Genomic DNA, 15,526 nt, shown 5'->3' on the forward strand with positions numbered 1-15,526 from the left:
CTGCCCAGGAACGACGGGTAGAAGAGCTTTTTGCTGTTTTCAAGAGGTTTGTCGTCAATCTGTAGTTCCTAATGGGGTGTTTTTTTGTACATCGGATTAAATTTTCAAACAACAAACACCATCCGACAATATTTTCCTCTGAATCTTGTTAAGATAAAAGCAAGAGAGTAGGAGGGGTGACGATGAAAAGGAAGTTTCGTTGGCTCGTCCTGTGGTTGACGGTTGTGTTGGCTTTGTCGGGGATAGCGGTGCCCTTAAGTACCACAGCAGCGGCTCCTCCAGAGGAACGGTTGCAGCATGCACTGTTACTCGAGATCCAGAAAATGAAACAATCTCCTGAAGCCGAGGGAATGGTCGTCGGTTTTGAAGTGGATTCCCTTTCCAACGGAAAAGTGTTGGCAGCTCATCGGGCAGAGCAAACCTTTGTGCCGGACTCGGCGGTCCAGTTGTTGACTGCGGCTGCAGCGGTGGACCATTGGCCAAAGGATTGGAAAACTTCCACCCGCTTGTCTGTGGATGGCAAGGTGAGCGGGGATGGAACATTGACGGGGGATGTGATTCTGGAAGGGAGGGGAGATCCCTTTGTAGAAACCCGTGATCTTGAGCGCTTGGCGAAAGGATTGAAACAGAAGGGAGTGCGCCGGATCACAGGAAACCTCGTCGTGGATGATACACACTTTGACCGGATTCGTCTGGGAGAGAGCTGGATGTGGGATGAAGAACCCTTCTCCTACAGCGCACAAATAGGAGCTTTGGGTGTAAACGGAAATACGGTGGATGTAACGGTAAACCCTGGCGACTGGCGGGAACCTCCCGAGGTGAACGTCTCGCCTGCACCCGAGTATATGCGGGTGGTCAATCGGGCGCAAACGGTTTTGGGAACGGACGACAGTATTCGCGTCGAACGGACCCGGGCGCGCAATGAACTGGTGATTACCGGAGAAATCGGGCTGTTTCACAGACCTGTACGGGTGAAACGAACGGTGGAGGAGCCGGACCTGTTTACCGGTCATGTGATGAAACACGCCCTCGAGGAGCAAGGGATTGTTTTTTCGGATGCTTCCCGGGTGATTCGGGGCACAGTTAATTGGGGCGAGGCAGTAGTCCAACTCTCTTCTCCTTCCCTGGATTTCTGGTTGAGAGAGATGATCCACAAGGATGATCACCTGGCTGCCGAGATGCTGTTAAAGCAGCTGGGGGCGGAAGAGAAGCAGGTCGGAAGCGCAGAAAAAGGGATTGATGCGGTACAAGATTTTACGAAACGATTGGCCATTCCCGATGCCGGCAATCTGCAGCAAAAAGATGGCTCCGGATTTTCCCGGATGAATGTGGTCTCTCCCTGCCACCTGGTTCATCTGATGGAAGGAATGGACAAGCATCCGGAAGGTAGGCGGTACTTTTCTTTGTTGCCAACAGCAGGGGAAAAAGGACCGCTGCAGGAACGGATGACAGGATCAGCCGCCGAGGGGCGTCTGCAGGCCGTCCCCTCGGAAGCTGAAGGAATCGGCGGTTTGACCGGCTTGGTAACCGCAGAGAATGGGGAGAAGCTGGCTTTTTCCATTATGATCAACGGGGTAAACCGGTCGGAAGATGCCCGCCGTCTGGTGGATGAGATGGGAGAAACGATTGCCTCCTATCCGGATGTCCCGGATCCCGGTCCTCCGTCTCCCGATCCCAAGCTCCCCTTGAACGAAACACTGGATCCAATCCTTAAAGATCCCGCCTATAAAGGGATCATTTACGGGGTAGCTGTCCGTTCGGTCAATACCGGGGAAACGCTCTACGACGAAAATGCGAAGAGCTTGATGACTCCCGCCTCCAACACCAAGCTTTTTACCTCAGCGGCGGTGTTGGAAGCGTTGGGGTCGGATGCCCGCTACGAGACGAGGCTATACAGAACAGGCCCGGTGGAACAGGGGGTTTTAAAAGGGGACTTGGTACTGCAAGGGACAGGAGATCCCACCTGGTCCACGGAAGGCTCCCTGCAAGTGCAGGAAGGACCTACTTTGGAGCAGGTGGTCCAAGACATCCAGAAGGCGGGGATACGGCGGATTGAAGGGAATCTGGTGGCGGATACGTCTGCTTTTTCCGATGCGGTATACGGCAAGGGCTGGGCCTGGGATAACGAGAGTGACTACTACCAGCCACAGATTACGGCCCTCACCATGAATCGGGGCACCGTTCGCTTCGATTATTTGCCGGGAGAGAAGCCGGGCGATCCCATTCAACTGAACCTGACTCCGAAAACCAACTACGTCCGGGTAGTTAATGAAGTGACGACGGGCACTGCCGGTTCCAAGAACACGTTGCGCATCCAACGGGATCGGGGGAGCAACACCATTCGGCTCACCGGAAGCATCCCCGTCGATTTCAAAGGGGATTACACCCGGGTTCCTGTGGAAAATCCCCACTTGTACGTGATGACCGTGTTAAAAGAGAATCTGGAAAAAGAAGGAGTGATCCTTTCCGATTCTTCCCGGGTCACATCCAATACATTGCCGAGGGGAGCGGAACCGATCGCCGTATATACTTCTCCGCCGCTGGCAGAGATCGTTAGTTACCTCAATAAAAACAGCGACAACTTTTATGCCGAGATGTTGCTGAAAACCGCCGGGTACAGAAAGGAAAGGGAAGGTACAACTGCCGCAGGGCTGCGGGTGGTGGAGCAGCATTTGAAGAAAATAGGGTTCACCTCGCCTTACCAAATGGAAGATGGTTCCGGTTTGACTCGGTATACCTTGTTTTCCCCGGAACAATTGGTCACCTTGCTCACCGCGATGACGAAGCAAAAGGAGTTTGCTCCCTTTTATGAGTCTCTCCCCGTTGCAGGGGTGGACGGCACCTTGAAAAACCGCATGAAAAATACCGCTGCCCAGGGAAATCTCCGGGGGAAAACCGGTTCATTGACCCATGTCAGTTCGTTGTCCGGCTATGTAACGACCCGTGACGGGGAACGTTTGGCTTATGCCATTGTGATGAACGGATATACGGAAGCTTCGGAGCGGTCCCTGCAGGATCGGATCGGACAGGCGTTGGCGGAGTTTTCCCGAGGATCTCGCTAAAAGGAAAAAGGGAGAGGATCTTCATGGGATGGGGTAAAAAAAACGGGGTGCTGTGGAGTGTGATGGGGCTGTTGTTTTCCTTCTGGGGCTCGGCGGCAGGGTATGCGGAGGAGTCCAATCGTTCGTTCCGTGCATTCTGGGTGGATGCCTTTCATGACGGGGTGAAAACCCCGGATCAGGTGGACAAGCTGCTTGCCGATGTGAAAGAGGCCAATGCCAATGCCGTGATCGTACAAGTGCGGCGGAGGGGAGACGCCTACTTCAACCAGGCATTGGAGCCCCGCACCCAAGATCCTAGGTTGCAGCCGAGGTATGATCCCTTGGCTGATCTGATTCAAAAAGCCCATGCCTCCCAACCCCGGATCGAGGTACATGCTTGGCTGGCCACTTTGCCGATCTGGAATTCGGAAACACCGCCGCTGTCGGATCGGCATGTGTTCAACCAACACGGTCCCTCTACGGTGGGGAGGGATTACTGGCTAATGGAACGGGTAGATGGTGTCAACCGAAACGGGGCGGACTATGTGCTGGATCCAGGACATCCGGATGCCCTGGACTATACCGCGGACCAGTATGTGAACGTAGTCCGGCATTATGCAGTAGACGGTATCCACTTGGATCTGGTCCGGTACATGGGCCCCGACTGGGGGTATAACCCGACGGCGTTGGAACACTACCAGAAGCAAACGGGCACCGCCGATAAGCCGGCTCCCGATGATCCCCGGTGGAAAGCCTGGCGGCGGGAGCAGGTGGATCATCTGATGCGGCAAGTTTATCTCCGCTCCATCGCCGTTCGTCCAGACGTCAAAGTATCCGCTGCGGTGATCGCCTGGCAACAAGGTCCCTCCACGTTGGAAGAATACCGACAGTCGGCTCCCTATCAGCAAGTGTTGCAAGATTGGAACGGTTGGCTGGAAGAGGGGATCATCGATATGGCGATTCCCATGAACTATAACAGGGAACATGTTCCCTTGCAAAAAGAATGGTTTGACCAGTGGATCGCCTGGGAGAAAGACCATCAACATCAGCGGCACATCGCAGCCGGGCCCGGGATTTACCTAAATGCTGTAGAAGGCAGTCTCGCCCAGATCCGCAGGGCAATGGCTCCTTCCGCTGCCGGGAACCGCCTGGCCGGGGTCAGCCTCTACAGCTATGCGGTCACCAATAAGGACGGAGTTCCCAGTTTGGACTTCTTTCGTGCCCTCAGTAAGGAAAGCCCTTATGGTCAACCCGTATTTTCAGAAAAGGCGGAAGTGCCCGAAATGTCGTGGAAATCGCAGCCGACAAAAGGCTATCTCATGGGTCGGCTAGTGATAAATGACGATATCGCAGACAACCGGGAAGTGATCATTCGCGGGGATCACCAACAAGAGTACCGGGTTCGAACCGGTGGAAACGGATTTTTCGGAAAAGCAAATCTTGCGCCGGGGTATTATGTGGTTCAGGTGAAATCGGGCTCCAATTCCCTGTCCCGGTCTGTCATTGTTAAGGCGGGGCGTGTATCGGAAGTGAACATTCGGAAGAAGTGATGGTATATCCCTCCGAATCTGTCGGGGGGATTTCCTGGTCAAAAAAGACCGCAGAAGCGGTCGGAAGGTCGACGGGCATTGCTTGGAATGTCCGTCCTTTTCGGGATGAGGACGAAGAAGAGAAAGAAGGGTTTTACTTAGAAGCTTACCTTGATCTCCTGCGATCAAAACGAACCAGAGATTAATTTGAAAGGAGAAAACGTAGGTTCTAGGAGTACAATGCCTCTGCAAATTTTGTCATGGAAATGGCTGTAGACGTGCTGTGGATAGTATTTCTGAGAAGCAAAGCGATAAGGAAAATCCAAGAAGGAAGAATGAGAAATGGCTAGGATGACGTGTAAATGTGGGGAGATTCTTTCAACTATAAGATCTCCCAATGAAATCGAGCTCATCGTTTATACTGATGTCGAATGGGATGAGATTGTGAACATGGATATACAAAGTCCTTTAGACATTCCGCACCTAAAAAAGAGGTATGGATCTGCCCAAGATGTGATCGTCTCTTCGTTTTTAACGGTTCCAATGATCTGGAGTACCATCCGTTAGCCAAAATAACTCATCACCGTTGTCTGTTATTCCCCAAGGCAAAAGGCCGTTTTTATTTGGATATACTTCATGCTTGAAATGATGAGGAAATTCATTTTTCAATACTGTGTATGCGTCTAAGATGTCACTTTTTTCACTGATCAAATTCAGATGCTCATTATCGACAAACGGATTCAACACCCAAATAAAGTGTTCTATACTACCTGTCCCGTAAATTGAAATAAACTCTTTATAGTCTGTAGGTAAAGGGGTCCCTAGCTGTTTTTCGATATCCTCAAAAGTCCTTTGTCCTCCAAATGTTGGGGTGGCGGGTGGTCTCAAGATTTGCTTTAAGTGTTCTACCGAGCTTTCCAGTTAAAAACGGATCCGAAAGGGGCGAAAAGGGGGAAGAGGAGTCGGGCAAAAGCAAACAAACAAATATACATACGGTTGCAAAAACGCGCCAATTCTCTGTATTATCGCACTATACTGTATGGAAAGGACGACACGATTCCCATGAAATACGATCCCCTTTACAATCCCTATCCCTCCCAACGCATGACGGTTTACGCACGCAAAGGAATGGTGGCCACGTCCCAGCCATTGGCTGCCCAGGCGGGGCTGGACATGCTGAAAAGAGGGGGAAATGCTGTCGATGCCGCCGTGGCGGCGGCAGCCTGTCTCACCGTCGTGGAGCCCACTTCCAACGGTATCGGCGGTGACGCGTTTGCCATCGTGTGGCATCAGGGGCGCATGTACGGATTAAACGCCAGCGGACCCGCTCCCCGTGCGCTGACAGTGGAACGGGTTCGTCAAGCCGGTTACGATGAGATGCCCGAGTATGGATGGCTGCCTGTTACCGTTCCCGGCGCGCCCGCGGCTTGGGCGGCACTGTCCCACAGATTCGGCAGGCTTCCTTTGAAGGAAGTGTTGGAACCGGCCGCCTGCTATGCAGAAGAAGGGTATCCCTTGACACCTGTGTTGGCCCGGTTTTGGCAGCAGGCTGTGGAAACCTATCGGCAGGTGCTTCATGGCGAAGAGTTTCGGCACTGGTTTGCCACCTTTGCACCGGATGAAAAAGCGCCGAGGGCGGGAGAAATGTGGTCATCCCCCGCTCATGCCGACACGTTGCGGGAAATCGGTGAGTCCGATGGGGAATCCTTTTACCGGGGGGAGTTGGCCGAGCAAATTCACCGCTTTGCGCAATCCTTTGATGCTCCTCTGTCCAAAGAGGATCTGGCTGATTATCAGCCGGAGTGGGTCGATCCAATTTCGGTTTGTTACCGGGGATACGATATTTGGGAGATGCCCCCCAACGGCCAGGGATTAGTCGCCCTGATGGTGCTGAACATCCTGAAGGGATTTTCATTGGGCGAAAAGGAAAGTATAGAATCTTATCATCGGCAGGTGGAAGCGATCAAACTGGCGTTTGCGGACGGTCGGCAAACCATCACCGACCCTCGCGATATGACGATCAGCGTCGAGGATTTGTTGTCGGAAGCCTATACGGAAAAACGGAGAAGCCTGATCGGTCACAATGCCATCCATCCATCCCCCGGCCAACCACTCAGGGGAGGGACGGTCTATCTGGCCGCTGCGGACGGGGAAGGAAATATGGTTTCGTTCATCCAGAGCAATTATATGGGGTTTGGATCGGGATTGGTGGTACCCGAAACGGGTATCAGCCTGCATAACCGGGGCCATACGTTTTCTCTTAAAGGGGAGGATGCCAACTGCCTCGCTCCGGGTAAACGTACCTACCATACGATCATGCCCGGGTTTGTTACCCGAGGCGGCGACGCCATCGGTCCTTTTGGGGTGATGGGAGCGTTTATGCAGCCCCAGGGTCATGTACAAGTGATCCTCAACTCGGTGGATTATTACCTGAACCCGCAAGCCGCCCTGAACGCCCCGCGCTGGCAGTGGATGGGCGGCAAAAAGGTAGCGGTGGAACAGGATGTTCCCGCTCATATCGTGAAAGGGTTGTTGCGCAGGGGGCATGATATCCGCATCGCGCCGCATTCGGGCAGATTTGGAAGAGGTCAGATCATTTGGCGGGATCCGGTGACCGGCGTACTCTCAGGAGGGACAGAGCCCCGGACTGACGGTGCGATCGCGGTGTGGTAAACGGGTTCCATCTCCGACGGGCAGGATCATTATCGAAGGGGGTCAGAGCGTGCCGTCAGTCAGTAAAAATTCCTTGTACACGGATGTGGATCAGGAGAGAAGGCATCAAGAATCCCCACGATCAGCAAGAGACATCCGCGGTCCTTTCGAACGGGATTATGGCCGTATCATACATAGTGCTGCGTTTCGCCGGCTCCAATCCAAAACCCAGGTGCTGGGGGTGGAGGCAGGGGATTTTCATCGCACCCGCTTGACACACTCCCTGGAAGTGGCACAGATCGCCCGGAGTATAGCTGCTCAGTTGAACCGGACTGTTTGGCATGGGGAGAGCGGACGGCGGCTGGATCTGTCTTTGATTGAAGCGGCGGCATTGGCTCATGATTTGGGTCATCCTCCATTCGGGCATCAAGGGGAACGGGCCCTCAACTGCTGTATGCGTCAATATGGCGGCTTTGAAGGCAATGCCCATACATTTCGGTTGTTAACTCGGTTGGAGGGAAAGCGGGGAGAAGGGCTCAATCTGACCCGAGGATTGCTTCTCAGTGTCATCAAGTATCCGGTTCGTTACGATCAGGCAGTAAAGGTGTTAAGCAGTGTACAGAGAGATCAGCCGCCTAAATCCAGTGTGTTTTCCTGTGACCGGGAGGTATTTGAATGGTTGTTGTCTCCCTACAGCCCGAAAGAGCAATCCTTTTTCCAAGAACAGATGCCGGCTCCCAAGGGGGGTCGGCTGACCCGTCATCTTACCTTGGAATGCTCCATTATTGAGCTGGCTGACGACATCGCTTACGCCACGCATGACTTGGAAGACGCCATCAGCCTGGGGTGGGTAGAACCGGCAGAACTGGCCGAACAGCTGGTCGAATGGGGACATCTGCCGGAAGAACTCCGCAACGCAAGTGCACTTCTTCGGGGGCTTTCCCTGAAAGAGACGGATGCCAAACATCGGCTGAAAAATGCAATCGCTTATCTGATCTCAGGTTTTGTAACGAGGGTGTCCGTGGAAAGCCAGGGGGAAGAAGGCTACTCTCCCCGCTTTCGTTACCGGGCAGTACTGGAGCCGGAGTGGCTCCATTTCATTGAGCGCTTAAAAAAGTTAGTGAAGCAGCGCGTGATTGACTCTCCACCTGTCCAAGCCACCGGCTGGAAAGGGGAACGAGTGGTACGACTTTTGTTTGATGCCTTTCGGGATGAAGTGAAATTGCTTCCGGAAAGCGACAGAATGATCATCCAGGCGTCACCGGAGGATAAAGAGCGCATCATTTGTGATTATATCGCTGGGATGACCGATCACTTTGCTCTTAAATGGGCGCAGAGACTATATGGGAATGGACCGATGGTTCCATGAATCCCGCTTTCCCTGCATGAGAAAAATACCCCCTGTGACAGACTAATGGGGAATCAAAGAAACCATGGGTCACCAAAGGGGGCAGAGATATGCGGAAGTTTGGTGTATTCCTTATCGTAACGGCTATGATGTCGCTATTTGGAAGCATCTCTTCTCTCACGGCGGACGCAGATCGGAGTACAGTGGCCGAAGATTTTCTTCTCGAGGGAACGATGCATTATCTCGATGTGCAAGGGGGCTGCTGGGTGTTGCAGGATGATCAGGGGAACCGGTATCAGTTGATCGGGAACACCCAGTCATTAGAAAAAGAAGGGTTGCGTGTGGTGGTCAAAGTACGTCCAGGGACGGGACTTGTGAGCAAATGCATGGTCGGGAAACTGGTGCGGCTGGTGGAGGTAGTGGAAAGGAAGTAAACGAAAAATAGGGATAGAATGGATGATGAGTTTGGCCACATTATAAAGTAGTACAAAAGTGGAAGGATAAATGACCGGGAATAAAAAGCCACGGATTTAATTTGCCTAAAATCCACTGTGGTTGGTGGAAGTAAACAATCAAAAGAAACCGAAGGAATAGGCGGTCAGGCTATGGAAGGCTCTCCAAGCCCCCCGGTTGCATATTCTATTTTGAAAGCTCTTACCTAGATAAACCCGGAGGGGAGAGCGTATGAAACATCCACAGGCATTTGCCACTCAGCTGGTTCATGGTTCGTTGGCACCTTGTCCGCATACGGGGGCGATTGTTCTGCCGCTGTATCAAGCATCCACGTTTGTATTTGATCATGCGGAACAAGGAGCAAAGCGGTTCGCCGGGGAAGAAGAGGGCTATATATACACGCGGCTGGGAAATCCCACCCTGCAGCAGTGGAAAAGAAAATGGCGGAGTTGGAAGGGGCGGAAGCAGGTGTGGCCTTGGGGTCACAGGAGCAGATGGATATTCTCCGCATGACCAGCTTAAAGGACATCGGCGGGGTATTGTCCCCCTTTGACGCATGGCTGCTGTTACGGGGTCTGAAGACCTTGGCTGTTCGCATGGACCGGCATGTGGAAAACGCCCGAGAAGTGGCTCGTTTTCTGCATGAACATCCTGCCGTATCCGAAGTTTTTTATCCGGGGCTGGCACATCATCCGCAACGGGCGTTGGTGGAAAAACAGATGCGGGCACCGGGCGGTATGATCACTTTCCGGGTAAAGGGCGGACAAGAAGCTGCTTTTCGCATGCTGAACCGTTACAGCTATGTACTCTTACCGTCAGCCTGGGAGAAGTGACCACGCTGATTCAACACCTGGCGACGATGACCCATTCATCGATTCCCGAACCCCTTCGACGGCAATGGGGATTACGGAGGATATGATCCGGCTCTCCGTTGGAATAGAAGATGTGAGAGATATCATTTCGGATCTGGAACAGGTGTTGAACGAGCTGAACTGAGAGAAGAGGGTGATTTGCTTCCCCCAGATGTTTCTGCCCGTACTCCCTCTGCGACGTCACTGATGTTCTGCTGTCCGTTCCGAATCGATGGCCGAGTCAAGAGGCAACGGTGATTTTTCCTTTGCCTGTGCCTCAGCTTTCGTTTGATAAGAAAAGCTTCATCATCCCTGCATGTTATCATTGGAAAAATATTCTTGAACCCTCCGGCAAGAGGTGGTATAGTGTATCTACATCCTTCAAAAAATTTAATAGAAATTATGGATTCTTCTTTAATCTTACGGAACAATATTCGACATATGTGATGGGTACGGTTTGAAAAGACGGGAGAAGGAGGTTGGATTTGAGTAATATTTGGGATTATTTTGACAAATGGTGAGGAAGCTCAAGGACGCAAAGAGTCCATGGAAGATTGACGGTGAATGGATGGTTATAACAGATCCTTTAAAATCATTATAAATGTAACAGTTCCAGTCATTGCGATTTTCCAATTCTGGATATCTTGGTGGTGGAATAACAAGTGGTTCTCAAAAAAAGCCGGCGTTACCAAGAGCTGCGGGAAATCCTCCCCGCCATCGACGGATGTGTACAAGCCCTTTTGCGTTTGGATAATCTACAGGATACAGGTACGATCCAAATGGTTTGGAGCAAGGTGCAGGAGTTGCAAGAAACGGTACACCGGCGCCAATTGACAGAGCGGCATCCTCAAGTGCACGAGGTTGTCAGCTTTTTGTATCTTTCCTGTTTCAGTCTGCTGTTTTTAAACGGGGAGTCTTTTCCGGCCTATCAAGAAGAAGTGAGGCAACGGTACAAGATACTTTTGCGGACTATTTACATCTTAAGGCGCTATCCCTCTTTTGATAAAAAAAGGATCAGCAATTTGTGAATGGTATTTTCAAAGCGGAAAATGTCGTGCTTCATCTGAACAGAGCTCTACATGCCGTTTTTTGAGGTTCGCCTGCCGGATTGGTATCCATTATAGCTGTCTGTCCAAAACAGCTCCCGTCAGCTATCAGCTGCGGGAGCTGTTTTCATTAGAAGTAATTTTTCTTTTCGCTTTTCTTTTTCACTGCGGGCTTCTTTGGGTTGGACTGCTGTTCCGACGGTTCACTGACATCAGCAAACACCTGAACCAGCGGTTGACGCTCGATGTCCAGTGTGTCGGGCATCACATGGTTTTCCTCGGTTTCTTTTAATTTTACATTCTCCACTTCGATGGTATGTACTTCTTTTCGGATCCGGATGGAGTTGACTTCAAAGTATTTTTCCAGCAGCGAGCGCAGATCTTGGTGAAATTCTTCTTTTTGCATTCCTTCTTTTTCACGGGCGATATCGATTTGAATGTCCATCTTTCGCATGTGGTTTTCCATCCTCCTCCAGTCCATTGCGATAAAAGGAATTGAAAAGGCCCCGATTTCATAGTAGAACAAAGTTTTGTCGCGAACAATATAAAAAAAGCCGCTTCCGAAGGAAGCGGCAGATAGTGTTATCCCGTGTTTTTAGCGGGTAGGGTTGATCCGGTTAAACTTTTCTCGGGTTTTTCAACGGTCGGGGCGGGCATGCCTTCGCGGTCAATTTAGACACGACATAAATGGCAATCAAGCTGCTTACCATGGCGAAGGTTCGGTAGGGGAACAGCACTTCGCCATTCTCGACCATCGGATAAGGAATCAGTCGAGGAATGTGAAGTACAGGATCACCGCCGCCAAACCGCAATACAAACGCAACGATCAAGCCGGCGATGGAGCCATATTTGTTTGCGCTTTTGGAGAACAGTGCCATCGTCAGCTGCGGGAACAGCATAACATAAACAAAGTCACTGCAGAGAATCCACAGATCATTGACACTTCGCACGTTCAGTGCGATCAAGGTGGCTGCTACACCGACAATCAAAATAGCACGCTTAATCACTTTGCCCAGCTGTTGTGCTGTAGCATTCGGCTTTACCAAGGGGCGGTAAACGTTCCAGGAAGACATGGAAGCTGCCGACAAAATGGAGGCATCGACAGAGGACATTACTGCTGCAGCCAAGGCACCTAATCCCAGTGCTGCAATAAACTCTGGAGTCAGGTAGCGAAGCACATAAGGGAAGACCATCGCAGCATTTTCCGGCTTTTCAACACCGAGGGCACTCCAATCAGCATTGTAGCCCATGATCCCGATCAAGGTGGAGGGGATGGCGATAATCAAGGCAACGAAGCCAGCCATGATGGAGAGCCACATGGCGACATTGGGGCTTTTGGCGGAAAGCACCCGTTGGAAGTACACTTGCCATGGAATACCGCCGAAAACCACCAAGAGGGCGAAATCCCACCATTGCCAGTAAGCGTTGCCCCAACTCGGATCCTTCCATCCATCCAACGGAGGGAACAAGCTGGTATAGTTGGTTCCCATTTTACTCATTCCGGCAGAGTATTTTGCCCAGTTTTCAGCTAGTCCACCGGTGTGTTCCATGGCAAATGGAATAATCAAAAACAGTCCGAGCAAGATGATGGAAAGTTGCACTGCGTCTGTATATGCAACAGACCACATGCCACCGACGATGGTATAAGCGATGGCGAATATCGCCGAAATAATAATAGAGGTTGTGAAATCCAAGCCAAGGATGGTTCCGAAGGTGGTTCCCAGAGCCGTCAAAATAGCGCCGCTCCAGAAAACCTCTCCGGCCAGTGCGGGTAAGAAAAGAATGCTGGTTACTTTTTTACCGAAGCGAGCTTCCAATGGATCCAGCATCGTGGTAAACTCATAAGCCCGCATTTTACGAGCGTAGAAGATACCGCCAATAATCAAGCTGGCTGCGTATCCCCATGGCGCTTGGGCCCATACCAGACCCTGGGAGTAGGTTACCTCTGCGGTACCGTTGATATATCCGCCGCCAACCCAGGTGGCACTCATCGAAAACATCCCGACCCATAGTGGGATCGAACGTCCGGCCAACATCATGCCTTTCAGCCCGGTGCTGTTGTTTTTGGCGGCAAAGACGCCGACATAGTAGACCACGAAAAAGAACACCATCATAAAGATTAAGCCGGGCCAAAAGATGTTACGTCCGGTATATGCAGCATAGCCGATCAAAAAGATGCTCAGTAAAACGATTCCCCAAATCCCTAGTTTGCTGTACTTCGAAGACTGATCTTCTGTAATACCAGCCATAAAGGTGCATCATCTCCTCTTAGATGTCATGTTTTACTCAGTGTCTTCAGGAATGGAGACCAGATCAAAGATTTTCCCGCTTTCAAATACATCGACCATTCGTTCCAGCCAAGCGTAGTAGCGTTTCGCTTCTTTCAGTTTCTCTAAATCTTTGCGGATGCGATCCGTTGTTTCCGGGGAGATGTCCTCCTCTTCCAAAAGGCGTTTCAAGTTTTGCTCCGTTTTGGCAAGAGCTTTCCGGTTGATTTGGATCTCCTTTTCCCACTGTTGAGCAAAAAACTCTACAAAGGAACGAAATTGATCGTGTTCTGCCTCGTAGAGATCCTTCCGGACTCCTTTTTGCCATTTTTTGTGGACCAGCTTGAGGCGGGAAAGGGCTCGAACGCCCGTGCTCATACTGGTTTTGCTCATTCCCGTCCGACTTCTCATCTCATCCAGGGTCATCGGGTCTTCATGAAAAAACATGATCCCGTACAGTCGTCCCATAGATGGACTCAAACCGTACATTTCCATCGTTTCGGACAGGGATTCGATATATTCCTGCCGTGCTTCTTCCAGCTTGGATTCCTCATTGGATCCCACTTGAGACACTCCTCTCGGACTGGCCCCAATACTCCAGTACCCCAAAATGTTCAGGATGAAACGTTTGTACAGTTTTTTTTGAACGAACGTTTCACATGGTAACACAGACCAGGATAAAGTCAAATGTAAACCCTTGATTCCAGCATGTACTAGAAATTACCATTCTATTTCGCCGGTTGCAAAGAAAAAAAGGGAATGTTATGCTAGCCAACGAACAGTTCGTACAGAAAAAACCGTACAAACGAAACCAATCTCACGGAGGAGGGAGTCCGCCCGTGGAAACCAAACGCATGTTTATCGATGGGGAATGGGTTGAGGCCCAGTCCGGGGAAACACGCGAGATTATCAACCCCTATAATCAGGAAGTCATCGCCGTCGTTCCCGAAGCAGGACGGGATGACGCAAAACGTGCGATTCAAGCGGCACGGAAAGCCTTTGATGAAGGACTTTGGCCGGACATGCCCGCAACGGAACGGGGACAAAAACTGTATCAAGTGGCCGAATTGATCGAGAAAAACAAAGAGGAGCTGGCTCGTCTGGAAACCCTGGACACCGGGAAAACCCTGGTGGAAAGCCAGGCAGACATGGATGATATCGCCGGAGTATTCCGTTATTATGCAGGACTTGCGGATAAAGACGGCGGGGAAATGATCGACGCCCCCATAGAAAATGCCGTCAGCAAAGTGGTTCGGGAACCCGTCGGGGTTTGCGGTATGATCACGCCGTGGAACTACCCGTTGCTGCAAGCGTCTTGGAAGCTGGCTCCTGCACTGGCTGCCGGTTGCACCATGGTGTTGAAGCCGAGTGAAATCACTCCGCTGACCACCCTGAAAATCGCCGAACTGTTGGAAGAAGTAGGATTCCCGAAAGGTGTGGTCAACATTGTGACCGGCGCCGGTCCGACTGTGGGTGCGGAGCTTTCCGAAAACACCGATGTGGATCTGATTTCCTTCACCGGCGGGATCGAAACCGGGAAGAAGATCATGCAAGCCGCATCCAACAACGTGAAGAAAATTGCGTTGGAGTTGGGCGGGAAGAACCCGAATATCGTTTTTGCCGACAGCGACTTCGAAACGGCGGTGGATTACGCGTTGAATGCCGTCTACTTCCACGCGGGACAAGTCTGCTCCGCCGGAGCGCGCCTGTTGGTGGAAGAAAACATTCACGATCGCTTTGTGGAAGAGCTCGTAAAAAGGGTGAAAAACATTAAGCTGGGTAACGGCATGGATGAAAACACTCAGATGGGGCCGCTCACTTCCGCGGAACATCGCACCAAAGTGGAAAAATATATCGAGATTGGGAAAGAAGAAGGCGCTAAGCTTCTGATCGGGGGCAAACGTCCGGAAGGGGCAGCGTTTGAAAAAGGATTCTTTGTGGAACCCACCATCTTTGACGGGTGTACTTCTGACATGCGGATCGTACAGGAAGAGACCTTTGGACCGATACTGACGATTGAAACCTTCCGTACGGAAGAAGAAGCGATCCGTCTGGCCAACGATACGATTTACGGATTGGCCGGTGCTGTTTGGACCGGTGATATGAACCGTGCGCAACGGGTCAGCCGTGCGTTGCGGATGGGTACCGTTTGGATCAACGATTTCCATCCCTACTTCCCGCAAGCACCCTGGGGCGGATACAAACAGTCCGGAATCGGTCGTGAATTGGGTAAAACCGGTCTGGAAGAATACACGGAGCAAAAACACATTTTCCAAAATCTCGACCCGCAGCCGATGAAGTGGTTCGGTTGATCAAAAACAACGCCATAGGCGTAAAGA

The 15,526-nt window shown here is 51.4% G+C and carries 12 protein-coding genes and 1 pseudogene; 9 read left to right on the plus strand and 4 right to left on the minus strand.

All coding sequences use genetic code 11. The features are described from left to right. Positions 1 to 182: 182 nt before the first annotated feature. The 3 genes from dacB (at position 183) to IEW70_RS18725 (ending at position 5,137) form a co-directional block, all read left to right on the plus strand. Positions 183 to 3,062, plus strand: a complete 2,880-nt coding sequence (dacB, locus tag IEW70_RS15885) for a D-alanyl-D-alanine carboxypeptidase/D-alanyl-D-alanine endopeptidase (RefSeq protein WP_188648903.1) — start codon at positions 183 to 185, stop codon at positions 3,060 to 3,062. Between the two features lie 23 nt (positions 3,063 to 3,085). Next, positions 3,086 to 4,591: a family 10 glycosylhydrolase gene (locus IEW70_RS15890; protein ID WP_188648904.1), complete on the plus strand. Its 1,506-nt coding sequence runs from the start codon at positions 3,086 to 3,088 to the stop codon at positions 4,589 to 4,591. Between the two features lie 330 nt (positions 4,592 to 4,921). Then, complete coding sequence (locus IEW70_RS18725) at positions 4,922 to 5,137, plus strand: DUF8617 domain-containing protein (protein ID WP_505712057.1); 216 nt, start codon at positions 4,922 to 4,924, stop codon at positions 5,135 to 5,137. On the opposite strand, the gene IEW70_RS15895 is transcribed toward IEW70_RS18725, so the two are convergent. Beyond that, the gene (locus tag IEW70_RS15895; protein ID WP_188648905.1) at positions 5,102 to 5,458 is read right to left on the minus strand and encodes an SMI1/KNR4 family protein; all 357 of its coding nucleotides are present in this window, start codon (positions 5,456 to 5,458) and stop codon (positions 5,102 to 5,104) included. The two genes, IEW70_RS18725 and IEW70_RS15895, sit on opposite strands and share 36 nt — an antisense overlap. A gap of 174 nt (positions 5,459 to 5,632) precedes the next feature. Between IEW70_RS15895 and IEW70_RS15900 the strand changes: the two genes are divergently transcribed. From IEW70_RS15900 to IEW70_RS15920, 5 genes and pseudogenes are all read left to right on the plus strand, one after another. Next, positions 5,633 to 7,243, plus strand: coding sequence for a gamma-glutamyltransferase family protein (locus IEW70_RS15900; protein ID WP_188648906.1), 1,611 nt, complete (start codon positions 5,633 to 5,635; stop codon positions 7,241 to 7,243). A gap of 49 nt (positions 7,244 to 7,292) precedes the next feature. Further along, positions 7,293 to 8,591 carry an anti-phage deoxyguanosine triphosphatase gene (locus IEW70_RS15905; protein ID WP_188648907.1) on the plus strand — a complete coding sequence of 433 codons (1,299 nt, stop codon included), beginning with the start codon at positions 7,293 to 7,295 and terminating at the stop codon, positions 8,589 to 8,591. An 89-nt stretch (positions 8,592 to 8,680) separates the two neighbouring features. Beyond that, on the plus strand, positions 8,681 to 9,004 hold the full coding sequence (locus IEW70_RS15910; RefSeq protein WP_188648908.1) for a hypothetical protein: 324 nt from the start codon (positions 8,681 to 8,683) through the stop codon (positions 9,002 to 9,004). Between the two features lie 250 nt (positions 9,005 to 9,254). Beyond that, positions 9,255 to 10,019, plus strand: a pseudogene (locus IEW70_RS18305) (trans-sulfuration enzyme family protein). Between the two features lie 517 nt (positions 10,020 to 10,536). Next, positions 10,537 to 10,902, plus strand: coding sequence for a hypothetical protein (locus IEW70_RS15920; protein ID WP_188648909.1), 366 nt, complete (start codon positions 10,537 to 10,539; stop codon positions 10,900 to 10,902). Positions 10,903 to 11,050: 148 nt separating this feature from the next. Here the strand turns inward: IEW70_RS15920 and IEW70_RS15925 are convergent, their stop codons facing one another. From IEW70_RS15925 to cudC, 3 genes are all read right to left on the minus strand, one after another. Beyond that, entirely contained in the window at positions 11,051 to 11,374 is a 324-nt protein-coding gene (locus IEW70_RS15925) for a hypothetical protein (RefSeq protein WP_188648910.1), read from the minus strand. 163 nt (positions 11,375 to 11,537) lie between these two features. Continuing rightward, the gene (locus IEW70_RS15930) at positions 11,538 to 13,169 is read right to left on the minus strand and encodes a high affinity choline transporter 1 (RefSeq protein ID WP_188648911.1); all 1,632 of its coding nucleotides are present in this window, start codon (positions 13,167 to 13,169) and stop codon (positions 11,538 to 11,540) included. A gap of 33 nt (positions 13,170 to 13,202) precedes the next feature. After that, positions 13,203 to 13,751 (minus strand): choline uptake/conversion transcriptional regulator CudC, encoded by a 549-nt coding sequence (cudC, locus tag IEW70_RS15935; RefSeq protein WP_229752037.1) that lies wholly within the window; start codon positions 13,749 to 13,751, stop codon positions 13,203 to 13,205. Positions 13,752 to 14,041: 290 nt separating this feature from the next. Here cudC and betB point away from each other — a divergent pair, with 290 nt between their 5' ends. Further along, positions 14,042 to 15,499 carry a betaine-aldehyde dehydrogenase gene (betB, locus tag IEW70_RS15940; RefSeq protein ID WP_229752038.1) on the plus strand — a complete coding sequence of 486 codons (1,458 nt, stop codon included), beginning with the start codon at positions 14,042 to 14,044 and terminating at the stop codon, positions 15,497 to 15,499. Positions 15,500 to 15,526 lie beyond the last annotated feature (27 nt).

This window comes from Marinithermofilum abyssi (assembly GCF_014641195.1).
GTDB lineage: Bacteria > Bacillota > Bacilli > Thermoactinomycetales > DSM-45169 > Marinithermofilum > Marinithermofilum abyssi.